General features: G+C 52.5%; 22 protein-coding genes and 2 tRNA genes. 14 read left to right on the top strand and 10 right to left on the bottom strand.

Annotated features, from left to right (window positions below; genetic code table 11):
- Positions 1–165: 165 nt before the first annotated feature.
- The 4 genes from JGC47_RS08230 to rnt all read left to right on the top strand — a co-directional run bounded on the left by JGC47_RS08230 (position 166) and on the right by rnt (position 2,845).
- Positions 166–573, top strand: coding sequence for a TetR family transcriptional regulator C-terminal domain-containing protein (locus JGC47_RS08230; RefSeq protein WP_229510607.1), 408 nt, complete (start codon positions 166–168; stop codon positions 571–573).
- Entirely contained in the window at positions 476–1,585 is a 1,110-nt protein-coding gene (gene nemA, locus JGC47_RS08225) for an alkene reductase (protein WP_004157432.1), read from the top strand. Before JGC47_RS08230 ends, nemA begins: the two co-directional genes overlap by 98 nt.
- 74 nt (positions 1,586–1,659) lie before the next feature.
- Complete coding sequence (gloA, locus tag JGC47_RS08220; protein ID WP_004157431.1) at positions 1,660–2,067, top strand: lactoylglutathione lyase; 408 nt, start codon at positions 1,660–1,662, stop codon at positions 2,065–2,067.
- Between the two features lie 97 nt (positions 2,068–2,164).
- Positions 2,165–2,845: a ribonuclease T gene (gene rnt, locus JGC47_RS08215; RefSeq protein WP_004157430.1), complete on the top strand. Its 681-nt coding sequence runs from the start codon at positions 2,165–2,167 to the stop codon at positions 2,843–2,845.
- 267 nt (positions 2,846–3,112) lie between these two features.
- On the opposite strand, the gene JGC47_RS08210 is transcribed toward rnt, so the two are convergent.
- The gene (locus tag JGC47_RS08210) at positions 3,113–3,451 is read right to left on the bottom strand and encodes a Grx4 family monothiol glutaredoxin (RefSeq protein ID WP_004157429.1); all 339 of its coding nucleotides are present in this window, start codon (positions 3,449–3,451) and stop codon (positions 3,113–3,115) included.
- A 377-nt stretch (positions 3,452–3,828) separates the two neighbouring features.
- On the opposite strand from JGC47_RS08210, the gene JGC47_RS08205 reads away from it, so the two are divergent.
- Positions 3,829–4,665 (top strand): C40 family peptidase, encoded by an 837-nt coding sequence (locus JGC47_RS08205; RefSeq protein WP_195858885.1) that lies wholly within the window; start codon positions 3,829–3,831, stop codon positions 4,663–4,665.
- A 402-nt stretch (positions 4,666–5,067) separates the two neighbouring features.
- Positions 5,068–6,093, top strand: a complete 1,026-nt coding sequence (gene purR / locus JGC47_RS08200; protein ID WP_004157424.1) for an HTH-type transcriptional repressor PurR — start codon at positions 5,068–5,070, stop codon at positions 6,091–6,093.
- On the opposite strand, the gene punR is transcribed toward purR, so the two are convergent.
- The gene (gene punR, locus JGC47_RS08195) at positions 6,090–7,022 is read right to left on the bottom strand and encodes a DNA-binding transcriptional activator PunR (protein ID WP_004157422.1); all 933 of its coding nucleotides are present in this window, start codon (positions 7,020–7,022) and stop codon (positions 6,090–6,092) included. The two genes, purR and punR, sit on opposite strands and share 4 nt — an antisense overlap.
- A 111-nt stretch (positions 7,023–7,133) precedes the next feature.
- Here punR and punC point away from each other — a divergent pair, with 111 nt between their 5' ends.
- A complete protein-coding gene (gene punC / locus JGC47_RS08190; RefSeq protein ID WP_004157420.1) occupies positions 7,134–8,306 on the top strand; it encodes a purine nucleoside transporter PunC in 1,173 nt (390 codons plus the stop codon).
- A gap of 245 nt (positions 8,307–8,551) precedes the next feature.
- Positions 8,552–9,700, top strand: coding sequence for a cyclopropane fatty acyl phospholipid synthase (gene cfa / locus JGC47_RS08185; RefSeq protein ID WP_004157417.1), 1,149 nt, complete (start codon positions 8,552–8,554; stop codon positions 9,698–9,700).
- 44 nt (positions 9,701–9,744) lie between these two features.
- Here the strand turns inward: cfa and JGC47_RS08180 are convergent, their stop codons facing one another.
- Positions 9,745–10,410, bottom strand: a complete 666-nt coding sequence (locus JGC47_RS08180) for a riboflavin synthase (protein ID WP_004157416.1) — start codon at positions 10,408–10,410, stop codon at positions 9,745–9,747.
- Between the two features lie 251 nt (positions 10,411–10,661).
- Here JGC47_RS08180 and JGC47_RS08175 point away from each other — a divergent pair, with 251 nt between their 5' ends.
- The 5 genes from JGC47_RS08175 (at position 10,662) to JGC47_RS08155 (ending at position 14,765) form a co-directional block, all read left to right on the top strand.
- Positions 10,662–12,035, top strand: coding sequence for an MATE family efflux transporter (locus tag JGC47_RS08175; RefSeq protein WP_004157415.1), 1,374 nt, complete (start codon positions 10,662–10,664; stop codon positions 12,033–12,035).
- Between the two features lie 147 nt (positions 12,036–12,182).
- Positions 12,183–12,259, top strand: a tRNA-Val gene (locus JGC47_RS08170).
- Positions 12,260–12,310: 51 nt separating this feature from the next.
- A tRNA-Val gene (locus JGC47_RS08165) sits at positions 12,311–12,387 on the top strand.
- Positions 12,388–12,811: 424 nt separating this feature from the next.
- Positions 12,812–14,224, top strand: coding sequence for a pyruvate kinase PykF (pykF, locus tag JGC47_RS08160; RefSeq protein WP_004157413.1), 1,413 nt, complete (start codon positions 12,812–12,814; stop codon positions 14,222–14,224).
- Between the two features lie 304 nt (positions 14,225–14,528).
- The gene (locus tag JGC47_RS08155; protein ID WP_004157411.1) at positions 14,529–14,765 is read left to right on the top strand and encodes a major outer membrane lipoprotein; all 237 of its coding nucleotides are present in this window, start codon (positions 14,529–14,531) and stop codon (positions 14,763–14,765) included.
- A 291-nt stretch (positions 14,766–15,056) separates the two neighbouring features.
- Here JGC47_RS08155 and sufE read toward each other — a convergent pair whose 3' ends face one another.
- The 6 genes from sufE to sufA are packed head-to-tail and all read right to left on the bottom strand — an operon-like array spanning position 15,057 to position 20,730.
- Positions 15,057–15,542: a cysteine desulfuration protein SufE gene (sufE, locus tag JGC47_RS08150; protein ID WP_004157410.1), complete on the bottom strand. Its 486-nt coding sequence runs from the start codon at positions 15,540–15,542 to the stop codon at positions 15,057–15,059.
- Positions 15,543–15,583: 41 nt separating this feature from the next.
- On the bottom strand, positions 15,584–16,804 hold the full coding sequence (gene sufS / locus JGC47_RS08145; RefSeq protein WP_004157409.1) for a cysteine desulfurase SufS: 1,221 nt from the start codon (positions 16,802–16,804) through the stop codon (positions 15,584–15,586).
- Entirely contained in the window at positions 16,801–18,081 is a 1,281-nt protein-coding gene (sufD, locus tag JGC47_RS08140; protein ID WP_004157408.1) for a Fe-S cluster assembly protein SufD, read from the bottom strand. Before sufD ends, sufS begins: the two co-directional genes overlap by 4 nt.
- Entirely contained in the window at positions 18,056–18,802 is a 747-nt protein-coding gene (gene sufC / locus JGC47_RS08135) for a Fe-S cluster assembly ATPase SufC (protein WP_004157407.1), read from the bottom strand. Before sufC ends, sufD begins: the two co-directional genes overlap by 26 nt.
- 54 nt (positions 18,803–18,856) lie before the next feature.
- Positions 18,857–20,350, bottom strand: a complete 1,494-nt coding sequence (sufB, locus tag JGC47_RS08130) for a Fe-S cluster assembly protein SufB (protein ID WP_004157406.1) — start codon at positions 20,348–20,350, stop codon at positions 18,857–18,859.
- Between the two features lie 5 nt (positions 20,351–20,355).
- Positions 20,356–20,730 carry a Fe-S cluster assembly scaffold SufA gene (sufA, locus tag JGC47_RS08125; protein ID WP_004157405.1) on the bottom strand — a complete coding sequence of 125 codons (375 nt, stop codon included), beginning with the start codon at positions 20,728–20,730 and terminating at the stop codon, positions 20,356–20,358.
- A 390-nt stretch (positions 20,731–21,120) separates the two neighbouring features.
- Here sufA and JGC47_RS08120 point away from each other — a divergent pair, with 390 nt between their 5' ends.
- Positions 21,121–21,525, top strand: coding sequence for a hypothetical protein (locus JGC47_RS08120; protein ID WP_004157404.1), 405 nt, complete (start codon positions 21,121–21,123; stop codon positions 21,523–21,525).
- A gap of 173 nt (positions 21,526–21,698) precedes the next feature.
- Here the strand turns inward: JGC47_RS08120 and ydiJ are convergent, their stop codons facing one another.
- Positions 21,699–24,818 carry a D-2-hydroxyglutarate dehydrogenase YdiJ gene (ydiJ, locus tag JGC47_RS08115; protein ID WP_004157403.1) on the bottom strand — a complete coding sequence of 1,040 codons (3,120 nt, stop codon included), beginning with the start codon at positions 24,816–24,818 and terminating at the stop codon, positions 21,699–21,701.
- Positions 24,819–24,977 lie beyond the last annotated feature (159 nt).

The following is a 24,977-nucleotide window of genomic DNA, read 5'->3' as shown; positions in this document are numbered from 1 at the left end:
GAAGCTTTTGGCGCGGCAATGCTACGGCGTTATTTTGCCCGTTACCTCCGATGCCTGCATGACTTTTTCAACGATCGCCCATGGAGTTACCGCCAGGGCGTGCTGGATTATTATGATCACTTGCTACTAAGCTGTAAGGTAAGCAGCTTTGCCGGATGCCTTTATGTGAAGCTTTCTGCCAAAGTCTGCGAATTCTCAGAAGCCGTGCGTGGCGCGTTGGAAGCGGGTGCGTTAACGATGATCGGCTCGCTGGCTGCCACGCTGAATAAGGCACAGCAGCAGGGTACGCTTTCTGGTCAGGTCAACTGTCCATCCTGCGCGCGGACCATTTATATATTTTGGCTGGTTGCCAGTCCGCAAAGCAAAATTTGCCGTGAAAAGGCCCCATTGCTGAATGCGCGTCAGGTGATGGAGCACACCCTGCGCGGTGCTCAAAAATATACTTACCAGTCTACCGGTCTTCCAGGAGTCAACTATGCCACTGAACACCCTTTTCACCCCACTCAAGCTGGGTGGTATTACCGTGCCGAATCGTATCTTTATGGCCCCTTTAACGCGTCTGCGCAGCATTGAGCCGGGCGACATTCCCACTCCGTTAATGGGGGAATATTATCGCCAGCGCTCAAGCGCCGGGCTGATTATCACTGAGGCTACGCAGATCACCTATCAGGCGAAGGGCTATGCGGGTGCGCCCGGGCTGCACTCATCAGAACAAATTGCGGCCTGGAAACACATCAATGAAGGTATTCATCAGGACGGGGGCCATAGTGCCGTTCAGCTGTGGCATACCGGAAGGATCTCTCATGCCAGTCTGCAACCTGGCGGTGCTGCTCCGGTGTCTGCTTCAGCGATTAATGCCGAAACACGAACCACCCTGCGCGATGCCAGTGGTCATGCGGTACGAGAAGCGACTTCAACGCCACGTCCGTTAAGCACTAAAGAAGTGGCCGGGATTGTTGATGATTTTCGTCAGGCGGTGATCAATGCGCGTGAAGCTGAATTTGACTTGGTTGAACTGCATGCGGCACATGGCTATCTCATCCATCAGTTTCTTTCTCCGGCCTCTAATCAGCGTGATGACAAGTACGGCGGAACGATTGAGAATCGTACCCGTTTTGCTCTGGAAGTCGCTGACGCGGCAATAGCCGGTTGGCGTGCCGACCGTATCGGCATTCGTATCTCTCCGCTTGGTCCATTTAATGGCCTTGATAATGGTGAAGACCAGGAAAAAGCCGCCTTATATTTTATTGGTGAACTGGCAAAGCGTAACCTTGCCTACCTGCATATTTCCGAACCTGACTGGGCTGGGGGCAAACCTTATTCCCGCGAATTCCGCCAGGCTATCCGCGCGGCTTATCCCGGCGTAATCGTTGCTGCCGGCGGCTATAACGCGGAGAAAGCCGAAACGCTAATTGAACAGGGGCTGATTGATGCCGTTGCTTTCGGGCGCAGTTTTATTGCCAATCCCGACCTGGTTGAGCGTCTGAAAAAGGGCGCAAGTCTTAACCAACCACAGCCAGAAACCTTCTACGGCGGCGATGCCGCAGGTTATACCGATTATCCAAAACTCGGTGAGCACGGCTGAGGTTCGCACCTTATCGTATTATCGCTACACTTGGTTAGGTCATCTGACAGATGACGCAGATAAAAGAGGATGTTATGCGTTTACTTCACACCATGCTGCGCGTTGGCAATCTGCAACGTTCCGTCGATTTTTACACCAAAGTGCTGGGCATGCGCCTGTTACGCACCAGTGAAAATGCCGAATACAAATACACCCTCGCTTTTGTCGGCTACAGCGATGAGAGCGAAGGCGCGGTTATCGAATTGACCTATAACTGGGGCGTGGATAAATATAATCCTGGTGATGCATACGGTCATATTGCCCTGGGTGTGGACGATGTGGCAGCAACCTGTCATCGCATCCGTAAAGATGGCGGCAATGTTACCCGTGAAGCCGGCCCGGTAAAAGGCGGTACCACCATCATCGCGTTCGTGGAAGATCCGGACGGCTACAAGATTGAACTGATTGAGAATAAACACGCGGGTCATGGTATAGGCAACTAAGCTTTTTTGGGGTGCTTTTCAGGCGCCCCGCTCCCCTCCCTGCTGCATCCCCCTGCAAAATTTGCCATAATGCGCGCTGTCTTTTTTCGCCAACGAGATGCCGATGTCTGAATCAAATGAACTGAATACCCTGAACAGCCGTTTTCGCGGTTTTTATCCAGTGGTGATTGATGTCGAAACCGCGGGTTTTGATGCCAAAACGAATGCCCTGCTGGAGATTGCGGCAGTAACGTTGAAAATGGATAGTGACGGCTGGCTGGAAAAAGATGAAACGCTTCACTTCAACGTCGAGCCTTTTCCCGGTTCGGTTCTGCTTGCTGAAGCACTGGCATTCAATGGCATTGATCCTGCTAATCCTCTGCGCGCAGCGGTCAGTGAATACGAAGCGCTTCACGCTATTTTCAAATTAGTGCGTAAAGGCATTAAGGACAGCGGCTGTAACCGGGCGGTTATGGTGGCACATAATGCCACGTTCGATCTCAACTTTATGAATGCTGCCGCAGAACGTGCCAGTCTGAAACGCAACCCTTTCCATCCCTTCGTAACCTTTGATACCGCTGCACTTAGCGGGCTGGTACTGGGGCAGACCGTGTTGGCAAAAGCCTGTAACGCAGCAGGAATGTCATTCGACAGCGCTCAGGCACATTCGGCCTTGTACGATACACTGCAAACGGCGGATCTGTTCTGTGAATTGGTTAACCGCTGGAAGCGTCTTGGCGGATGGCCATTGCCCGCTGCCGCAGAAAGCAGCACCGGCAACGCATCAGGGTGCGAATAGCCCTGGGGATTTAACGTGGGTCGGTTCAGGGACGGTAACCCAGATTTAACGGGCCTTTAGCAACAGCTAATCGCATGGTCAAAGCCATTCCCGCGCGTTGAGCTGAAATTGTTGACGCTGTGTATATCAGGCCATCAGGGGGCCGATTGCTCCGGATTAGCGATCGAGCCGGTAGCATGACAGAACGCCGAAGTGATTTGCCAGTCAGCAACTATCACCGACTGGCTTGCAGTGGCAAAACGGCAGTTCAGACGCCAGCCACGGCCATCATTCTGCGGCGTCAGTTGGGTATTTCTGGGCGGTTTCTTTGATCAACTGCTGCAGTTCACCACGCTGATACATTTCAATGATGATATCGCAACCGCCGACCAGCTCGCCGTCAACCCACAGCTGCGGGAACGTTGGCCAGTTAGCAAATTTTGGCATTTCAGCACGAATGTCCGGGTTTTGCAGAATGTCCACATACGCAAAACGCTCGCCACAGGCAGAAAGCGCCTGTACGGCCTGGGCAGAAAAACCGCAGCTCGGCAGCTTCGGCGAGCCTTTCATATATAACAGGATTGGGTTTTCTGCGATCTGGCGCTGAATTTTTTCTACAGTACTCATAAATGCCTTCCTCAATACGATACTTCGTGTATAGCTGTAGCCAGCCAATATTGTAGCTATTCTGACCTGACGTTAAAACGACAATTTCAGTACATCTGGGTTTTAACCCGCTTTGCGGTCAGAAGATGATAACAAAATAACATTTTCTCATGAGCTTTGCTGCATCCGTTGAAACACAGTTGAGGTAAAGCACTGAATTAATGAACTGATTATATTTGTTAATCTATACATCCCGATTGTATTATTGTAACAAAAAAGACCTTACCCTTTGGTCTCGAGTTAGTTTAGAATCCAAATATCCTTCTGCCTGCGCGCAGAATTCACTATTTACCTTCGCGTTGCTGCCTGCCGCAATGCACAGATTGTTAATGGAAACGATGCGTTCATTCATTACGCTTTTCATGCTGGCCATTGCTCAACTATTTTTCAATATGGCGCACGCATCGCCACAGGCGCCTGTTAATGCCGATCGGCACAAGGCTGACCGGAGCATCGCACGTGAAGATGAACGACGCAAACGACGTCCGGTAAAAGCTTCCCCGACCAAAAAACATAAAGAACCCCCGGTAAAAAAAACCAAACAACCCGCAGAACTGGCACAGCTTAGCCCGCTGCAAAAACAAAAGTTAAAAAAGAAGGCCACCGTTGTTAAGCGTCCAACGAAAAAAATAAACGCGGCGCAAAAGCCGTTAAGCCACCAGTCCGGCATCAAAAAGACCGTAAAAAAACGTTATGGCAGCCAGCGTGCAGATCGCAAGGCGGTTCTGACGGCCCCACTGAAGCTCAGTAATGCCCATCGCATTCGTTATCAGAGAGCGCGTGAAACCGCAGTGAGTAAACTGATGGGTCAGTTGGGCAAACCTTACCTGTGGGGTGGCAGCTCGCCTAAAACCGGGTTCGACTGTAGTGGCCTTGTCTGGTATGCCTATAAAGATCTGGTGAAATTCAAAATTCCTCGCACCGCTAATGAGATGTATCACCTGCGTGATGCCGCGCCGATCAGGCGTGACCGGCTTGAGAAAGGCGATCTGGTATTCTTCCGTATTAACGGCAGAGGTAGTGCCGATCATGTAGGTGTCTATCTCGGCGGCGGTAAATTCATTCAGTCACCTCGAACGGGTAAAGACATTCAGGTTAGCGCGTTGGGTGATGATTTCTGGCAAGAACATTACGTAGGCGCTCGCCGCGTGATGACTCCGAAGACGGTTCGTTAACGGTTAGCTGAAGGTATTAACTGCCGCGCCGTCAGACAAAATTCTTTGCTGGCTCCTGATGGTTTGACCCGCCGTGGCTAATAGTCCTAAATTTCGGTGAGTTATTTACTCTCGTCCCTGCCGCACTTTGCCTTAACAGCCTGGATTTATTGTTATCGTTAACGGTAAAAATCTCGTTTTCTTTGCTAAGCCTTGTTAGAATTCCTGCTTTGCGTTGCGCAACGGCGCCAAAATCTGGCTAAGCCAGCACTGCACGTCCTTTTACGGACAAGCAAGACCCCTTCCCGACCTTTTGAGACAGCCCCCAATAATTCTGGCCAATCGGGAAAAGCTTGCGTAAAGGCAAACGATTAACAAACCAGTTATCAGCAGGTTACTGATAACACCAGGAGTACGATTTTCATGGCAACGATTAAGGATGTGGCAAAGCGCGCGGGTGTTTCCACCACCACCGTGTCGCACGTCATAAACAAAACACGCTTTGTCGCCGAAGAAACGCGAGAAGCGGTTTGGGTAGCTATCAAAGAGTTGCATTATTCTCCAAGCGCCGTAGCTCGTAGCCTGAAGGTAAACCACACCAAAACCATTGGCCTGCTGGCAACCTCAAGCGAAGCACCTTATTTTGCTGAAATCATCGAGGCGGTGGAGCGCCGCTGCTTTGCTCAAGGCTATACCCTGATCCTGGGCAATGCTCATAACAACATACAAAAGCAGCAGGCTTACCTGTCGATGATGGCGCAAAAACGTGTCGACGGGCTGCTGGTGATGTGCTCTGAATACCCGGACGCGCTGATTGCGATGTTAGAAGATAACCGCAATATCCCGATGGTAGTCATGGATTGGGGCAAGTCGCGCGGTGACTTCACCGACACGGTACTGGATAACGCTTTTGATGGCGGCTATCTGGCGGGGCGTTATCTGATTGAACGCGGGCACCGCGATATTGGTGCCATCCCGGGTCAGTTGGAGCGCAACACCGGGGGCGGGCGCCATGCGGGCTTTGTGAAAGCTCTGAGCGAGGCCGGGATCACACTGCGCGATGAGTGGCTGGTACAGGGTGATTTTGAACCTGAATCCGGTTATCTCGCCATGCAACAGATCCTGTCGCAGAAACAGCGTCCGACTGCCGTATTCTGCGGGGGTGACATTATGGCGATGGGCGCAATCTGTGCAGCAGATGAAATGGGACTGCGCGTACCGCAAGACATCTCGGTGATTGGTTATGATAACGTGCGCAATGCCCGTTACTTTACTCCGGCGTTGACCACGGTACATCAACCGAAAGAGCGCCTCGGTGAAACCGCATTTGATATGTTAATTGATCGCATTACCAGCAAACGTGAAGAGTCGCAGACCATTGAGGTCTATCCTTCTCTGATCGAACGACGTTCGGTGGCGGATGGACCTTACCGGGACTACCGCCGTTAATCACGCAGCGGTGCCGGGTCCTGCTGCTCGCTAAGCCATTCGGCCCTCAGGGTTTCCGTGCTGCCAAGATATTCCAGCAGCCAGCTCAGCGCCGGTGAGGCGCTTTGTTCCGACCAGCTCAGACAGCACGGGCTGTCAGGAAAATGCGAGCTAAGCGCCAGCTCACGCAGTTCATTCCGCTGCAGCAACGGCTGGGCGAAATGGCCCGGCACCATGCCAACGCATAAACCCGCGCGCAAGCAATCAAAAGCGCTTTCCCAGTCAGGTACGACCAGCCGCCGCTGATTATCCAGCGTCCATGTCGTGCGCTTGGGTAACGCGCGTGAAGTATCTTCCAGCACCAACGAAGGCCACTCGCGTATCCACTCTTCAGTCAGTGGCCCGGGCCGACTGACTAACGGGTGTTGTGCATTAACCACGCAGCGCCAGTTAAGGCTCCCCATATCACGGAAAGCGAAACGCCCGCCAACCGGGATCGCCTGCGTGGCACCTATCGCCACATCCACCCGCCCGTCTGCCAGCGCGTCCCAAACGCCGTTAAACACTTCTGGCATGATATGCAGCTCCATGTCAGGAAAGTGGCGGTAAAAATCCACCACCAGCTGCCGCGTTCGCGACGGGCGTACAATGCGATCGACGGCGATATTGAGCTGCCCGCGCCAGCCGTTTGCCACCTGTTGACAGCGGCGGCGCGTGGCTAGCATTTTTTTGATGACAATCCTGCCTTCCTCGCTGAATACCCGTCCGGCGTCGGTCAGCACCACATCACGATGCCGCCTTTCAAACAGATTTACGGCCAGCCATTCCTCAAGCTGACGCACCGTATAGCTTATTGCAGAAGGGACGCGGTGCAGCTCTGCGGCAGCGGCGGTGAAGCTTCCGGTCCGGGCCACGGCATCAATAACTTCCAGTGAATGTTCTGACCACATATTTGCCTTCAAAAAAATTCATTCCAATCAACGAATATTAGCGTTTCACAGACTGTCCTGCACGCGATTACACTGCGCAAGCTTAAAACGGGCTGATAAGAGTTAATTAACATGTATTCTGCAGTTTTTATGATTTACCTGGCGCTGCTAAGCATGCTGGGTTTCCTTGCTACCGATATGTACCTGCCTGCATTTGGTGTGATGCAGCAAGATCTGAATACTCAGGCTGGCGCTGTCAGCGCCAGCCTGAGTATTTTCCTTGCCGGATTTGCCTGCGCGCAACTGGTATGGGGACCTCTTTCAGACCGCATCGGGCGCAAGCCGGTACTGTTGATGGGCCTGAGTCTGTTTGCTGTCGGCTGTGCCGCCATGCTTTGGGTTAATTCAGCAGCTTCGCTGCTGGCATGGCGATTTGTGCAGGCTGTCGGCGTCTGTGCTGCGGCCGTCAGCTGGCAAGCTCTGGTGGTTGACCGCTACAGCGCTGCACGAGCCAACCGTGTATTTGCCACTATTATGCCGCTGGTCGCGCTCTCACCGGCCATGGCGCCACTGGTCGGAGCCTGGCTGTTAGCTCATTTTCCATGGCAGTCCATCTTCGTCACGCTGTTACTAATTACTTTGCTGCTGATGGTGCCAACCTTGCGACTGCCATCACAACCAAGGCATGATAAAAGCGCGCCTGACATCGCCGCTCCCGGCTTCGTTTCCCTGCTTAAATCACCCGTATACAGCGGCAACGTCGCTATCTATGCAGCCTGCTCTGCCAGCTTCTTTGCGTGGCTTACCGGTTCACCGTTTATTTTAGGTAATCTGGGTCTTTCACCTGCCGATATTGGCCTGAGTTACGTGCCGCAAACGGTCGCTTTTTTGATCGGTGGCTTTAGCTGTCGTGCGCTTTTAAATCGATTTAACGGACGCAAAATCCTCCCCTCGCTGCTGATGTTCTACAGTCTGAGCATTGTTGCACTCTGGCTAATTGTGCAATATTCCCAGCCTGCGCTCTGGGCTCTTTTGCTGCCGTTCTGCGGCATGGCGATGGCGAATGGAGCAATCTACCCTATCGTTGTGTCCAGCGCCCTGCTGCCCTTCCCTCATGCCAGCGGTAAAGCGGCCGCCTTGCAAAATATGTTGCAGCTTGGCCTGTGCTTTCTCGCCAGCATGGTCGTATCATCATTGATTGATACGGTTCTGGATACCACCGTGCTGGTGATGCTGACCACCATTTTAATCGCAGCATTGGGTTATGTTGTGCAGCGCATGGCGGAGCGTCATCTCATGCTGTGAGCGGAAAATCACCGCTGAAATCAACCGGCCAAATTTAGCAGGCTAACAGAAATCCACTAGATTATGCCCCCTTGAATCTTCCCGATGGCCGCAGCGCACGGCCTCATGGCTGGCTTCTGAAGTTCGACTGATTCTCTTCTGCATGGGTTACAGGCCGTGATATTTGCCTTATGGCTCCTAACAGATCTGCGAAAATTGACTATTCTTTTTCTCAGGTATCAATCGCACAGGATGATGGAGAAGCTATGAGTTCATCGTGTATTGAAGATGAAAGCCTGGGGAATAATCTGTGGTACCGAATCGCCCAGGAAATATTAAGTAAGGCCAATATTGAAGTTAACGGATCCCGCTCCTCAGACATTCAGGTGAATAACCCCAACTTCTTTAAGAGAGTGCTGCAGGAGGGTTCGTTAGGGCTGGGCGAAAGCTATATGGATGGCTGGTGGGAGTGCGAACGCCTGGATATTTTTTTTCAGCGCGTGCTCAACGCGCACCTTGACCAACAGCTTCCCCGTCATTTTAAAGATACATTGCGTATCGCCGCTTCACGTTTAACCAATTTACAGTCCCGCAAACGTGCCTGGATGGTGGGTAAAGAACATTATGACTTGGGTAACGACCTCTTCACCGCAATGCTGGATCCTTACATGCAGTATTCCTGTGGTTACTGGAAACGAGCTGAAACGCTTGAGCAGGCCCAGGAGGCGAAGCTGGAGCTGATTTGTGCAAAGCTACAACTTAAGCAGGGTATGACGCTATTGGACATTGGCTGTGGCTGGGGAGGCCTGGCTGAATACGCTGCCCGTCATTATGGCGTTAGCGTGGTGGGGGTCACGATTTCTGCCGAGCAGCAAAAATTGGCCCGGCAGCGCTGCGAAGGAATGAGCGTGGATATCCTGCTTCAGGATTATCGTGACCTCAATCAGCAATTTGACCGCATCGTTTCCGTGGGTATGTTTGAACACGTCGGACCGAAAAACTACGCCACCTATTTTGACGTGGTCGATCGTAATCTGAAACCTGATGGCGTCTTCCTGCTGCACACGATTGGTGCCAGTAATACAAATGATCACGTCGACCCGTGGATCAATAAATACATTTTCCCCAACGGCTGCCTGCCTTCGGTGCGTCATATTGCTGAAGCCAGCGAACCGCATTTTGTCATGGAAGACTGGCATAACATGGGGGCTGATTATGATCTCACGCTGATGAGCTGGCACCAGCGTTTTTTGACAACCTGGCCGCAGCTGTCAGACAAATATGGCGAGCGTTTCAAACGCATGTTCTCTTACTATCTGAATGCCTGCGCTGGCGCGTTTCGTGCCAGGGACATTCAACTATGGCAAGTGGTCTTCACTCGCGGCACAGAGGGTGGGATCCGCGTAGCGCGTTAAAAGGATGAAGATGGACGGGCAGCGTTCAGCCGCCCTGTTATCAGCTACTCCCGTGAAGCATCGCCCTGCTTGTCTGCCACGGTCGCCGCTAACAGATCTGCTTCACGGCGTGCCAGTACCCGCTCAACGGTTGCCACTATCGCCTGCGTCTGCGGATCGATTTCGATGTTCACACGCTGGCCAAGACGTTTGCTACCGAGGGTAGTACGCGCAAGCGTTTCCGGGATCAGGTGCACACAGAATTTAGTGCGTGTCACCTCACCCACGGTCAGGCTGATACCATCGATGCCAATATATCCCTTGTGCATAATGTATTTCATCTGGCTGGCATCCTGCGGCTTAAACCAGATCTCGCGATTGTTTTCCGCAGTGAGTATCCGGGTAATTTCGGCGGTTGTCATAATATGACCGGACATCAGATGACCGCCGATTTCATCACTGAACCTGGCGGCACGCTCTACGTTTACCCTGTCCCCGACGTTCAGGGAGCCGAGATTGGTGATGCGGAGCGTCTCCTTTATCAGATCAAAGCTCACCCGGTCGCCTTCAACGCCGGTCACCGTCAGGCAGCAGCCATTATGTGAAACCGATGCACCCAGCTGCAAATCATGCAGTAGCTCCGGCGGCATTTTAACTATGTGAGTACGAAAATTGGGTTTTTCTTCTATCGCCAGCACCTCAGCGGTGCCCTGCACAATACCTGTAAACATGATTTTGCCTCAATATAACTGTTTCCTGCCGCTTAGTTTGCCCTGGCAACGTGTCAAAGCCAAATAATGCGCAACCACATTGCGTGACACTACGTGCCATTCTTCTATCTGTTGATTGGCTATTTAACCTGTGAGCATTAGAATAGTCACCCCCTGCGAACCGGCATAGAAAAGCCGTTTTCATCAATGGTCTCCTCATTCTCTCAGAACCCGAATATTTTCTATAAAGGGTAAACAATTAAGGTGTATGTGTGCAGAAGTACCTCTCAGAGGCGCGTCAGTTATTAGCCCTGGCTATCCCGGTGATCCTTGCGCAGGTTGCGCAGACATCAATGAGCTTTGTTGATACAGTAATGGCCGGTGCCGTCAGCGCCACGGATATGGCCGCCGTTGCAGTGGGGACCTCAATCTGGTTGCCTGCTATTCTTTTTGGCCATGGTTTACTACTGGCCTTAACGCCGGTTGTGGCACAGCTTAATGGCTCCGGCCGCCGCGATCTGATTGCCCATCAGGTACGCCAGGCCTACTGGCTGGCGGGTATGGTTTCCGTGCTGGTTATGATCGTATTGTATAACGCCGGCTATCTGATCGGTAGCCTGCACAATGTTGACCCGCTGTTATCGCAAAAGGCCATCGGTTATCTTCATGCCCTGCTTTGGGGCGCGCCGGGCTACCTGTTCTTCCAGGTGGCGCGCGATCGGTGTGAAGGGCTGTCAAAAACCAAACCGGCAATGGTCGTGGGTTTTCTCGGTCTGCTGGTCAATATTCCTCTCAATTATGTCTTTATCCATGGCCATTTGGGTATGCCTGCTCTGGGTGGCGTTGGCTGTGGAGTGGCCACCGCTTCGGTATATTGGGTGATGTTTATCGTCATAAGAGCCTGGACTAACCGGGCAAAATCTATGCGTGATATCCAGCTGCCGCAGCGTTTCAGCGCACCCGACTGGAAGGCAATAGGTCGTCTGACCGGCCTTGGTCTGCCTGTCGCACTGGCACTCTTTTTTGAAGTGACGCTGTTTGCCGTGGTGGCGTTGTTGGTATCACCATTGGGAATTGTCAATGTGGCCGGGCATCAGATTGCACTGAACTTCAGCTCACTGATGTTTGTAGTGCCGCTATCGCTGGGCGTGGCAACCACTATTCGCGTCGGCCACCGTCTGGGACAGGGGTCGGCAGAGCAGGCAAAAGTGGCTGCATGGACGGCTCAGGGCATAGGCATCTGTATGGCCTGTATCACCGCGCTGTTTACCATCGCCTTCCGTGAGCGGATTGCTCAATTGTACGCTGACGATCCGGAAGTTATCACCATGGCAGCTCAGCTCATGTTACTGGCAGCAGTTTACCAGTTATCTGACTCTGTACAGGTGATAGGCAGCGGCGTGCTACGGGGCTATAAAGATACCCGCGCGATCTTCTTTATCACTTTTATTGCCTACTGGATCCTCGGCTTGCCGATAGGTTATCTGCTGGGGATGACAAACCTGCTGCTGCCGGCTATGGGGCCTGCTGGATTCTGGATCGGCTTCATTATTGGTCTTACCTCATCCGCCATTATGATGATTTGGCGTATGCGGCGCCTGCAACGCCAACCGAATGCGACGGTCCTGGCGCGCGCAGCACGTTGACCCGGTGGTTAATTTCGCTGCAAGGTGGTGAAAAGTGCTGCGCTTCGCTCAGTTGCGCAGCAATCAGTGCGGAAAAGAAGTTTTCTACTTGCCAGCCGTGCGGGCTACCGTTAATATTCGTCCCCGCTGTCACCATGACAGCCATGTGCGTCCGTAGCTCAGTTGGTTAGAGCACCACCTTGACATGGTGGGGGTCGGTGGTTCGAGTCCACTCGGACGCACCAGTTTCACACGGCAGCTGGCAATGCTGTCAAGTGAACGATAAAACCGTTTATGCGTCCGTAGCTCAGTTGGTTAGAGCACCACCTTGACATGGTGGGGGTCGGTGGTTCGAGTCCACTCGGACGCACCAATGATTTTATCGTTGTTCCTGTCGATTTTGTGCTTGCATCCCTGTTGCACTTCCCTGTTTCCCCTGCTGCCATCACAACTTTCATTACCGATCAATCCGTTGCGCAAACTGAGCCCGGTCTGTCATTCCTGTACTGGATTAAACGCTTTTTAATTGGTTTTCTAGCACTTAGCGACTATAATGCGCTACGTTGCATTATTTGAATGGTTTCAGCGTATGGTTTCCCCTCAGTCAAAAACAGATCCCTGTTGCGCAATATGTTGCCACAACAACGATGAAACCGCGTCTCAAGTTGCCCTGCACACTTTAATTCTGTCACCTATCCTTACCTGTACAGCCGCTCTGGTGGCGCAAATTTTCTCCCGTTGGTGGCACCGACGGAATACCGCTTTCTCATCCATCACAACTTAGTAGATAAATCGTCATGAAAAAGACTAAGATCGTTTGTACTATTGGTCCAAAGACCGAATCTGAAGAGATGCTGACCAACCTGCTCGATGCCGGCATGAACGTTATGCGTTTAAACTTTTCCCACGGGGATTACCAGGAACATGGAAAGCGTATTTCCAATCTGCGTAATGTTATGAACAAAAGTGGTCATCAGGCAGCGATCCTTCTGGACACCAAAGGTCCGGAAATTCGCACCATGAAACTGGAAGGGGGTCAGGATGCTTCGCTTAAAGCAGGACAAACCTTTACCTTCACCACCGATCAGAGCGTCATCGGTAATGCAGATACCGTTGCCGTGACCTATCCTGGCTTCACTGCAGATTTGCAAGTCGGTAACACCGTGCTGGTTGACGATGGTCTGATAGGCATGGAAGTGACCGCGGTGACGGAAAGCACCGTTGTTTGTAAGGTCCTGAACAACGGCGATCTGGGTGAGAATAAAGGCGTTAACTTACCCGGCGTCTCTATCCAGCTTCCTGCTTTGGCCGAAAAAGATAAGCTTGACCTTATTTTCGGCTGTGAGCAGGGAGTCGATTTCGTTGCTGCTTCATTTATCCGCAAGCGTTCTGACGTTATTGAGATCCGTGAACACCTGAAAGCGCATGGCGGTGAACATATCCAGATCATCTCTAAAATCGAAAATCAGGAAGGTCTTAACAACTTCGATGAAATTCTGGATGCTTCAGACGGCATCATGGTAGCGCGCGGGGATCTGGGCGTAGAGATCCCGGTGGAAGAAGTGATCTTTGCACAGAAGATGATGATCAAAAAGTGCAACCATGCACGTAAAGTGGTCATCACTGCCACCCAGATGCTTGATTCAATGATCAAAAACCCGCGCCCTACCCGCGCGGAAGCAGGCGACGTTGCAAACGCTATTCTCGATGGTACGGACGCAGTGATGTTGTCGGGTGAGAGCGCTAAAGGCAAATATCCGCTTGAGTCCGTCAACATCATGGCGACCATTTGCGAACGTACCGATCGCGTAATGAAAAGCCGCATTGATTCACAGCATGACAACCGCAAAATGCGCATCACTGAAGCGGTGTGCCGTGGTGCCGTTGAAACGGCCGAGAAGCTGGAAGCTCCGCTGATTGTCGTGGCTACCGAAGGCGGCAAGTCAGCGAAGTCGATTCGCAAGTACTTCCCCAACGCCACCATTCTTGCGTTGACAACCAACGAGCAAACCTCTCGTCAGCTGCTGCTGAGCAAGGGGATTATCACTTCGGTCGTAGATAAAATCGCCTCTACAGATGATTTCTACCGCCTTGGCAAAGCTGCCGCTGAAGCGAGCGGATACGCTCACAAAGGTGAAGTGGTCGTCATGGTTTCCGGTGCTTTGGTACCGAGCGGCACCACAAATACGGCTTCGGTGCACGTCCTCTGATTAAGAATTAATTCTTAACGATCACAAGCGCCCCGGTGGCGCTTTTTTTTTGCTGTCACACAAGCCGCTTTCGCTGGCCTCAGAGGATTTAGCGCGCCTCAAATCCCCAGCAAAATTCACAGCGTGGCGTTTAAAATCGTCTGTTTTACCATCAGTTTTCGTAAAATTCAGGAAATGAGATGTTTCTTTGAGCGAACGAGCAATTTTAACCATCCACCAGCAAAAATTTATTCTCTTTAGAAAAAACTTTGTGTAATACTTGTAACGCTACATGGAGATTAACTTAATCTAGAGGGTATTAATAATGAATCGTACTAAACTGGTACTGGGCGCGGTAATCCTGGGTTCAACTCTGCTGGCTGGTTGCTCAAGCAACGCCAAAATCGACCAGCTGTCTACCGACGTACAGACTCTGAACGCAAAAGTTGACCAGCTGAGCAACGACGTGACTGCAATCCGTTCTGACGTTCAGGCTGCTAAAGATGACGCAGCACGCGCTAACCAGCGTCTGGACAACCAGGCTCACTCTTACCGTAAGTAAGAGTTCTGGTTTTAAAAATGGCGCACAATGTGCGCCATTTTTTTTGCCTGGAACCAACCTCTTCCTGTTAACAGCCACTTACTTTTTAAAACCCATGTAAACACGCCAGAAACATCTCCCGGCTCAGGCTGGCATCTGCAGACAGAATGCCGCTTTACAGCCACTGAGAGCCGTTGGCAAGCCCTGGCAGGCAATCAGTCAACCATCGGGGTGATACAACTGCTCAGGCCGGGTTAATGGCTAAACGCCCAGCCACGCGCCTGGATGGGCGTTTACCGGAAAGTCAGCCGCTTAGCTGTGGCTTAAAACCTGTGCTTTCTGGCGAATGGCGCGGATCATCGCTTCCAGCCCCTGCGAACGCGATGGCGTCAGTTGCCGGGTCAGTGAAAGGTCAGCGAACCACGGGCGCACGTCGAAATCAACGATTTCCGCTGGCGTCATTGATTGATAGAGGGCAAAGACAATGGCAATCAGCCCTTTTACCAGTGCGGCATCACTGTCCCCCTGCAGCCTTACACGGCCATTTGGATCGGTATCAACGACAATCCACACCTGGCTTTGACAGCCCGGAATAATATTTTCCGACTGATGCAGCGATTCGTCGCTGGCCGGCAGCATGGCTCCCAGCTCAATGATGTACAAATACTTCTCTTCCTGGTTGGCGCAGCGCTTAAAATTGCGCACCAGCTTGTCTTTATCTGGCAGAGTTGCCATCACTCCCTCACTTGGATCCGGTTCTGAACATGTTTGGCTTAACGTGCAAGAAGGGCGAGGCATGCCTCGCCCTTCGGGCTGAATGGCTGTCGCCTGCCGGGCGATCAGCCAAGCAAACGGTGAATACGGGTTAAACCCGCGACCAGGCGGTCAACTTCTTCTTCACTGTTGTACAGCACAAAAGAGGCCCGACACATGGCTGGCACCTGGTAATAGTGCATTAGCGGCATCGCACAGTGATGTCCGGTACGAATAGCAATACCGTACTGGTCAAGGAAACTCCCTACGTCAAACGCATGGTGTTTACCGAGATTAAAAGCGACAACCCCGCTACGCTGTGATGGACCATAAATGATGATATCGGGCACCGTTGCCAGATTTTCCAGCGCGTAGCGCATCAGCTGCTGTTCGTGCTGGCTAATAACATCCAGCCCCAGCTCACCAATCCACTTCAGCGCAGCGCCTAAACCGATAATGCCAGCAACATTCGGCGAGCCGGCTTCAAAACGCCACGGCGCGGCAGCGTATGTGGTGCCGCTGGTCAGACTGACGGTGGCAATCATTGAGCCGCCACCTTCCCACGGCGGCATCTGCTCGAGCAGTGCCTTGCGGCCGTAAAGGATCCCGATGCCGGTCGGACCGTAAATTTTATGTCCGGAGAAAACATAAAAATCGCAGTCCAGTTCACGGACGTCCACGGGCTGGTGCATCACCGCCTGAGCACCATCAATGAGTGTCACCACTCCCGCAGCTTTCGCCTGCGCAACCAACGCCTTAACCGGATTCTCCGTGCCCAGTACATTCGAAACATGGGTCACCGCCAGCAGGCGGGTGCGGCTATCGATCAATGCGGGCAGCTGTGTGATGTCCAGCTCTCCTTGCGCCGTAAGCGGAATAAACCGCACCTCGGCGCCGGTGCGCTGCGCAACCATCTGCCAGGGAACAATGTTAGCGTGGTGCTCCATCTGCGTAATGATGATGTTGTCACCGGGTTGAAGCTGACTGCCGCCCCAACTGTTGGCTACCAGATTAATCGCTTCCGTTGCCCCTTTGACAAACACGATCTCTTCCGCGCTGGCTGCATTCAGGAATGCGGCGGCCTGAACGCGAACGTTCTCCATGCTGGTCGTCGCTTCTGCGCTCAGGGTATGAATACCGCGGTGCACGGCGGCATAGCCGTGTTGGTAGAAACAGCTCTCTGCATCAATCACTGCCTGCGGTTTTTGCGCACTGGCGGCACTGTCAAGGTAGGCCAGCGGCTGTCCGTTGACCTCACGCGCCAGCAGCGGAAACTCCGCGCGCACGCGAGCCAGGTCAAAATTCATTGCAGGCCTCCCGGGAAACGCTGCGCAATGCGCTGCATCACGGCTTCTTTTAGCGTTTCATCAGTAATAGCTTCGGTTAATTCAGCAGCAAACGCATAAATAATCATGCGCTGTGCAGCGGCTTCATCAATGCCGCGCGAGCGCAGATAGAACATTTGCTCTTCGTCGATACGGCCGATCGTCGCCCCGTGACCGCACTTCACGTCATCCGCATAGATTTCCAGCTGTGGTTTGGTATCCACCTCGGCAAGACGACCCAGTAACAGGTTGTTATTGTTCATCTGGCCGTCGGTCTTCAACGCGTGCTTTGCCACTTTAATGATGCCGTTGAACACCGCGCGGGCGCGGTCGCGTACGATGGTTTTATGCAGCTGGCGACTCTGACAATATCCTTTGTTATGTTCCAGCCAGGTGCGGCTGTCGCAAACTTCTTTGTCCATTGGCAGCATCAGGCTGTTTATCGCCAGGAATGAACCTTCACCATCCAACCGGGTGCTGGTGTGGTGACGAGTCAAACCGGCGCCCAGCAGAAAGCTGTGACTCTGCACACGTGTATCACGCCCCAGCGTCAGGTCGTTATGAGACAAGTGGTAACTGGAGCGATCTTCAAATGCCAGATTGTAATGGGTCAGCGCAGCATTATTGCCCACTTCGGCGGTAAATCGCGCACCGGTGAAATGGGGTGCCGCATCCAGGCTGAGGTAGTGCTCAATCACCGTGGCTTCAGCTGCTTCGTCCAGCTGCAAATGATGACGGTAGTGTGAGGTGTTCAGCTCTCCGGCGGTGCTGCCGCTACTGATATGCAGTAAATAGAGAGGCCGTGCTGCCGCTTTGCCACGAGCCAGCTGCATGAACGTTACCTGCTCTGCCAGACTTTCAGTCAAATGCAGGAAGACTTCCGGATGTACCGGCTCGCTCAGTTCACGACGCTCTGCTGACTGGGCTATCCGAATGGTAAACAGATCGTGCTCGCTGTCGCTCAATTCAGGCGAGAAACGCCCGTCAATAAATACCAGGCGCACCGCATCGATGGGTAATGCCAGCGCTTTAATCGCCTCTGCATCCAGCGCGGCTGGCTCAGGCATAACGAACTGGTTATTCAGCAGTTGGTCAAGTGGAGTATATTTCCAGTCTTCCTGTTTACGCGTCGGCAGGCCTGTGCGCAGCAGCTGTTGCCAGTGTTGCTGTGCCTGTATTGAACGGCATTCACCGCGCGTTTCAAACAGGTGGTGCCACTGTTGCAGGGCACTATCACTCCTGGTCGGTAAGCCAGCCATAGCCTTGCTCCTCCAACTGTTTCACCAGCGAGAAATCACCCGATTTGACGATTTTGCCCTGATAGAGGACATGGACAAAATCCGGTTTGATATAGTCAAGTATACGCTGATAGTGAGTAACGATGATGAATGAACGTTTGCCGTCTCGCAGGCTGTTAACGCCATGAGAGACAATCTTCAGCGCATCAATATCCAGCCCGGAGTCAGTTTCATCCAGAATGCACAGATCCGGCTCAAGGGCCGCCATTTGCAGAATATCATTACGCTTTTTCTCGCCACCCGAGAAGCCGACGTTGACAGAACGGGTTAACAAATCTTCAGGCATTTTAAGCAGGTGGATTTTTTCTTCGATGAAATCCTTGAAATCAAAGCGGTCCAGCGCTTCCTGCTCACGGTATTTACGCACCGCGTTGACCGACGTTTGCAGGAAGAACTGGTTACTGACGCCTGGGATCTCCACCGGATATTGGAAAGCCATGAAGATGCCTTCGCCGGCACGCTCTTCCGGGGCCAGTTCCAGCAGATCTTTGCCTTTAAACTGGACAGATCCGCCTGTGACTTCGTAATCCTCGCGCCCTGCCAGCGTCGCGGAAAGCGTACTTTTCCCGGAGCCGTTCGGGCCCATAATGGCGTGTACTTCACCCGGTTTGATTTCAAGATTCAAACCACTCAGGATCGCTTTATCTTCAACGCTTACCTGTAAATCCTTGATGCTTAACATAGGGTTTCCTTCGCAGCGCCTTGCGGCACTGTAAACAGTTCTTGTGCGCGGGGCTTAGCCCACGCTATGTTCCAGACTGATGGCCAGCAGCTTCTGTGCTTCCACCGCGAATTCCAGCGGCAGTTCCGAGAAAACATCCTTGCAGAAGCCGTTGACAATCATCGAAATAGCATCATCTTCACTGATCCCGCGCTGCAGGCAGTAGAAAAGCTGATCTTCACCAATACGCGATGTGGTCGCCTCGTGCTCCAGCTGGGCGGTGTGATTGCGCACCTCGACATACGGGAAGGTATGCGCGCCGCATTCGGCACCAATCAGCATCGAGTCACACTGAGTGAAATTGCGTGCATTGGTGGCAGTGGGCATGATCTTCACCAACCCACGATAGGTATTCTGGCTTTTGCCCGCCGAAATACCCTTCGAGATAATGGTTGATTTGGTATTTTTGCCAATATGGATCATCTTGGTGCCCGTGTCGGCCTGTTGACGACCGCTGGTGAGCGCCACTGAGAAAAATTCGCCGATAGAGTTATCACCGCGCAGAATAACGCTTGGGTACTTCCAGGTGATGGCTGAACCGGTTTCTGACTGCGTCCAGGACATTTTGCTGTTTTCACCTTCGCAAAGCGCACGCTTAGTCACGAAATTAAGGATGCCGCCTTCTGAGTCGCCACCGGAGAACCAGTTTTGCACCGTGGAATATTTCACTTCAGCGTTCTTATGGATGATCACTTCGACCACCGCTGCGTGCAGCTGATAGGTGTCACGAACAGGGGCAGAGCAGCCCTCAATGTAGCTGACGTAACTGCCTTCATCGGCAATCAGGATGGTACGCTCGAACTGGCCGGTCTTTGCCGCATTGATACGGAAATAGGTCGACAGTTCCATCGGGCAACGCACGCCTTTAGGGATATAGACGAAAGTCCCATCGGAGGCCACAGCAGAGTTGAGCGCAGCGAAAAAGTTGTCATTAGCCGGTACCACTGTACCCAGATACTGTTTGACCAGCTCCGGGTATTCGTGGATTGCCTCGCCGAAGGAGCAGAAGATGATCCCCTCTTTTGCCAGCTTGTCGCGGTAGGTTGTCGACACGGATACCGAGTCAAAAATGGCGTCAACCGCCACTTCCTGCCCTTCCCGCACCGGTACACCCAGCTGTTTGAAGGCCTCTTCAACTTCCCGGGTCAGATAGTCAGGCGCGCTGCCGCCCGAGGCCTGTGTGGCACCGGGTTCCGAAGCGCAGCTGTCGTCGCAACTGCCACAGGATGGCGCAGAGTAGTAACTGTAATCCTGATAATCCAGCTGTTTATAATTCGCTTTTAACCAGTGGGGTTCTTCCATTTCCAGCCATGCAGCAAACGCCTTCAAGCGGAATTCCAGCATCCACTCAGGTTCATTACGTTTGGCCGAGATAGCGCGCACCACATCTTCGTTGATGCCGTGTTCGAACTCTTCGGTTTGCAGTTGGGTAAAGAAGCCTTCTTTGTATTTCTGATGGCTGCCTTCCCAAACCTGTACATCGTCAGATGCGTCAGTATTACGAGACATAGGGTTTACTCAACGCCAAAGCTTTCACCACAGCCGCAGGCGTGTTGAGCTTTGGGGTTATTAAATTTGAAAATCTGGTTCAGGCCTTCGCGCACGTAATCAACTTCCGTGCCGTCAATATAGGGCATCGCCTGCAGGGGCACGAATAAGGCCGCGCCATTGTGACTGAACACCAAATCATCTGCCGCTGACTCTTTTACCATGTCCATGGTGTAGCCGAAGCCGGCACAGCCGGAGGTTTTCACACCCAGCTTGAGGCCCTTGATATCAGGGTCCCCGGCGGCCAGGTTAATGATTTGTTTGGCTGCGCTGTCGGTTAGCGTCAGTCCTTTCCAGATAAAATCGTCTGGAGAAAAAGTGGCAGGATTTGATGATTGCATTATAGACCTCACTATCTATAGCCCGTTGGGCCAGTACCCCTATGTTAGTGATAACCTGTATCACTTCAACCTCTTGTTTTGCAGGGGTTAAGACCAATATTGTTTTCACAGGCGCATTTTTGATGCATAGCCCGAATAAAACAGATTGCTCTTTACCTGACAGGACACACCTCTCAAAAGATAAGCGGTTGAAAACAAGATGTTTCTATTTTGTTAGCCTTATTCAGGGCTGATTACTATTTATTCTACCCTTTTCTGCCGCTCTGGTTATCATTCTCAACGATTTTTACAACAGGCGACATTTATCGATGAATATTACGCTATCTGAGATTGAATAATGTCGCATTTATAATATGATAATGATTATCATTAGCATAACCGGAACCAGCGATGAATGTGTCAATGAGCGCGTGGCTGCAACACAAGATTGACGAATACACCTTTACCATACGTGATATCACCGCAGACTTTTACAGGGCCCAGGCAAAATTAGACCGCCCGGGCTGCACAATTGAACAGCTGCGCAAGTTCAATCATACCTGCCTGGATATGGCCGAACTTTGCCAGCTAAACGGTGATGACAGGAGTTATCTGCACGCATTGGGTAAACTTCATCAACGGCTGGTTGTCGAGCTAAGCAACACATCTCGAGAGCGGCTGTTTCGGATGCAGGCATGGCAGCTGGCACGCCACTCATTGAGCCGTTTATGTCATAAACTGATGCTGGACGGCGAGTGGAACAAGGCTACCGTGCTGCTAAGTGAATTTGTTCAGCACACATCACGGATTATCTGATCCTGATACATTATACCCCGTGCTCTTGCCGGGAAAAACCCCGAAATGAACGGGGTTATGGGTTAATTCTGCGCCGTTGCTGACGCTGACAAGCAGTAATAAGCTTGCGCACCAGAGCGCGGCAGCTATCTGGCAGAAGTTGATGCCATCTCCCCTTTTCTGGCAAACAACCTTCAGATGAGCTGCAGTAATGCCTGAAGAGGGTGGCGTAATGGGCTCCCTTCCACTCGCTTGACCTGGCTGCGACAGGAATAGCCCGTCGCCAGACAGCGCTGCAGCGGCAGTTTTTGCAAAGCCTGTTGCCAGGAAAGCTGATAGATCCCCAGCGAATTTTCCAGGTTTTTCGTTTCGTGCCCGTAGGTACCGGCCATGCCACAGCATCCTACGCTCACATTTTCCAGCCTGGCACCGAAGCGGGCAAAAATGGTTTCCCACTGTTTGACCGCCCCCGGCAGCGCGGTCGCTTCCGTACAGTGGCCAAACAGATACCAGGGTTCTCCACGCTGCGGCCGACTCTGCTGCTCCGCCAGCGCACTTTGCAGCCATTCCTGAACCAGCTGAACGTGGAAATCGCCGCGTTTATCGCCAAGCACCTGGTTATATTCGTCGCGATAGCACAGCACCAGTGCAGGATCGACTCCCACCAGCGGCATCTTCAGCTGCGCCACACGATTAAGGAAATCCGCGGTTTTTTGTGCTGTACGCGCAAACTTCTGCAAAAAACCTTTGATATGTTGCGCTTTACCGTTTGGCGAGAACGGCAGCAACACCGCGGTGTAGCCAAGCTTGTCGATCAGTTGCACAAAATCGTTTACCAGCTGCGCCTCGTAATAGCTGGTGAATGGATCCTGTACCACCAGCACACAGCTGGCGCGCTGTGCGCTGTTCATCTGCTCAAGCATTTCAAGCGTGGTAGTGAGTGCACGGTGTCCCGCCAACTGCTGCTTCAGGGACGGCGACGACAGCTGTGGCAAATCGACCATGCCAATATGGCGCTGGCTCAACGATTTCACCCACGGCTGACGCAGAAAAAAATTAAAGGTCCGTGGTGCCCTGGCCATCAGCGGCGCGTAGCTTTCTACCGTTGCCACCAGATAATCACCGGCGGGCCGCAGATAGCGCGTATGGTACAGCTGTAAAAAACGTGAACGAAAACCGGGGACGTCAATTTTTATCGGGCACTGCGTGGAACAGGCCTTACATGCCAGGCAGCCTGACATCGCCTCTTTTACCTCATGGGAGAAATCATATTCTCCGCGCTTCGCCTGCCAGCTGTGGCGTGTGCGCATAATCATTCCGCGCAGGCTGACGCCTTTGACGGGTAGCTGCTTTTCCAGCAGCAGTGGATCAACCCCCTGCTCCGCCAGCAATCGCAGCCATTCACGCGTTAACGTAGCGCGCCCTTTAGGCGAATGCATGCGGTTGCGGGTGATTTTCATCGACGGGCACATCGGGCTTTTCACATCAAAATTAAAGCACAAGCCGTTACCGTTGCACTCCATCGCACCGCGCCATGCGCCACGCACGTTGATCGGTATCTGACGATCGTAACTACCGCGTTTAGTGGCATCAACTGTTAGCATGGGATCGTCGACGCCAAGCGGGGTACAAATTTTTCCGGGATTCAGGCGGTTGTGCGGATCGAAAGCGGTTTTGATGCGCCTTAGTTCGTTATATAGCTCCTCACCGAAGAAAGAGGGGCTGTACTCGGCGCGAAAACCTTTGCCATGCTCCCCCCACAGCAGCCCGCCGTAGCGCGCAGTCAGTTCTACCACCTCATCGGAAATTTGCTTCATCAGCTGCTCCTGCTGCGGGTCGCACATATCTAACGCCGGACGGACGTGCAATACCCCGGCATCAACATGGCCAAACATACCGTAACTCAGATTGTGACCATCGAGCAGGGCGCGGAAATCAGCAATATAGTCAGCAAGATGGTGCGGTGGCACACAGGTATCTTCTACAAAGGGGATTGGCTTAGCGCTACCTTTTGCATTACCCAGCAGCCCGACGGCTTTTTTGCGCATACCGTAGATGCGCTCGATGCCGGAAACATCGTCGCACAGCTGGTAGCCAATCACTCCGCCCTCCTGCCGCGCTATCAACATGTCAAGCCGCTGGCACAGTGATTCTACCTGACTGTCGATCAGTGCCCGGTCGTTACCGGCAAATTCGACCATGTTCAGGCCCAACATCTCTTTATCCGCAACGTCGGTAATCAGTTCGCTCACCGAATGCCAGACGATATCTTCACGCGCCAGATTCAGCACCTTTGAGTCGACAGTCTCTACCGACAGGGCTTTGGCCTCTACCATCAACGGGGCATTACGCAGTGCCGAGTCAAAGGAATCGTATTTAATGTTAATCAGTCGACGTACTGCCGGTAGCGGAGTGATATCAAGTTTAGCTTCGGTGATAAAGGCCAGCGTCCCCTCGGCCCCGCACAGGATGCGCGTCAGGTCGACGACTTCGAGGTCATCACTTAGCACATGGCGCAGATCGTAGCCGGTCAGGAAACGGTTGAGACTGGGGAATTTGTTGATAATCAGCTGACGCTGTTGGCGGCAGCGCTCCAACACCACGCGATAGATTTCACCTTCTCTGCCGGCCTTTTGCGCTTTTTCTTCAGCCTGGCCGATCGGGATGGCGCACGTATCAAGGATGTCCCCCCCGAGCAACACCGCCTTTAACCCCAGCACATGGTCGGAAGTTTTACCGTATACCAGCGACCCCTGTCCGGAGGCATCGGTATTGATCATGCCGCCAAGCGTAGCGCGATTGCTGGTCGACAGCTCGGGAGAAAAGAAATAACCATAGGGTTTCAGCCAGGCATTCAGCTGGTCTTTGACCACGCCTGCCTCAACTTTTACCCATCCTTCAGCCACATTGATGTCCAGAATGCCGGTCATATAGCGCGACATATCCACCACAATGCCCTGATTAAGCGCCTGGCCGTTAGTACCGGTACCGCCGCCACGTGGGGTAAATGCCAGCGAAGCGAAGCGACCATCTGCCGCCAGGCTAGCGATGATGGCTACATCGTTCGTGGAACGTGGGAAAATAACCGCATCGGGCAGTAACTGGTAAATGCTGTTGTCGGTGGACATCGTCAGGCGGTCGGCGTAACGGGTCGTCATGTCGCCGCTGAAACCTTGCTGTTTTAACGCAGCCAAAAAATTCAACACCTGTGGCGCCAGGCCAGGTGCCTGTGAAATCTGTGGGATCATTATCGCAAGACCAAAGTTGTGAGAATCGATTGCGTTGCTAAAATGCGCAGTGGTTCGTTTTATCACATTTTTTTATCCCCTGCCGTTATTTCAAATAATGCAGTAAAAGCCTAATCTGTCGTTTCTGACGCGCGAAGGTATTTCATATGATGATTTACCCGCCAGTTTCAGCGTAAGCGATGCGCGAGCGCTGATTTTGCAAGAGAAATCGCATCTTACTTGAGG

This window comes from Erwinia amylovora (assembly GCF_017161565.1).
Classification (GTDB): Bacteria; Pseudomonadota; Gammaproteobacteria; order Enterobacterales; family Enterobacteriaceae; genus Erwinia; species Erwinia amylovora.
This window is presented reverse-complemented; position numbering and strand designations above follow the sequence as displayed.

Coding starts and splice junctions, on each gene's coding strand:
- nemA (WP_004157432.1), top strand. CDS start 476: ATGCCACTGAACACCCTTTTCACCCCACTCAAGCTGGGTGGTATTACC.
- gloA (WP_004157431.1), top strand. CDS start 1,660: ATGCGTTTACTTCACACCATGCTGCGCGTTGGCAATCTGCAACGTTCC.
- rnt (WP_004157430.1), top strand. CDS start 2,165: ATGCCGATGTCTGAATCAAATGAACTGAATACCCTGAACAGCCGTTTT.
- JGC47_RS08210 (WP_004157429.1), bottom strand. CDS start 3,451: ATGAGTACTGTAGAAAAAATTCAGCGCCAGATCGCAGAAAACCCAATC.
- JGC47_RS08205 (WP_195858885.1), top strand. CDS start 3,829: ATGCGTTCATTCATTACGCTTTTCATGCTGGCCATTGCTCAACTATTT.
- purR (WP_004157424.1), top strand. CDS start 5,068: ATGGCAACGATTAAGGATGTGGCAAAGCGCGCGGGTGTTTCCACCACC.
- punR (WP_004157422.1), bottom strand. CDS start 7,022: ATGTGGTCAGAACATTCACTGGAAGTTATTGATGCCGTGGCCCGGACC.
- punC (WP_004157420.1), top strand. CDS start 7,134: ATGTATTCTGCAGTTTTTATGATTTACCTGGCGCTGCTAAGCATGCTG.
- cfa (WP_004157417.1), top strand. CDS start 8,552: ATGAGTTCATCGTGTATTGAAGATGAAAGCCTGGGGAATAATCTGTGG.
- JGC47_RS08180 (WP_004157416.1), bottom strand. CDS start 10,410: ATGTTTACAGGTATTGTGCAGGGCACCGCTGAGGTGCTGGCGATAGAA.
- pykF (WP_004157413.1), top strand. CDS start 12,812: ATGAAAAAGACTAAGATCGTTTGTACTATTGGTCCAAAGACCGAATCT.
- JGC47_RS08155 (WP_004157411.1), top strand. CDS start 14,529: ATGAATCGTACTAAACTGGTACTGGGCGCGGTAATCCTGGGTTCAACT.
- sufE (WP_004157410.1), bottom strand. CDS start 15,542: ATGCCTCGCCCTTCTTGCACGTTAAGCCAAACATGTTCAGAACCGGAT.
- sufS (WP_004157409.1), bottom strand. CDS start 16,804: ATGAATTTTGACCTGGCTCGCGTGCGCGCGGAGTTTCCGCTGCTGGCG.
- sufD (WP_004157408.1), bottom strand. CDS start 18,081: ATGGCTGGCTTACCGACCAGGAGTGATAGTGCCCTGCAACAGTGGCAC.
- sufC (WP_004157407.1), bottom strand. CDS start 18,802: ATGTTAAGCATCAAGGATTTACAGGTAAGCGTTGAAGATAAAGCGATC.
- sufB (WP_004157406.1), bottom strand. CDS start 20,350: ATGTCTCGTAATACTGACGCATCTGACGATGTACAGGTTTGGGAAGGC.
- sufA (WP_004157405.1), bottom strand. CDS start 20,730: ATGCAATCATCAAATCCTGCCACTTTTTCTCCAGACGATTTTATCTGG.
- JGC47_RS08120 (WP_004157404.1), top strand. CDS start 21,121: ATGAATGTGTCAATGAGCGCGTGGCTGCAACACAAGATTGACGAATAC.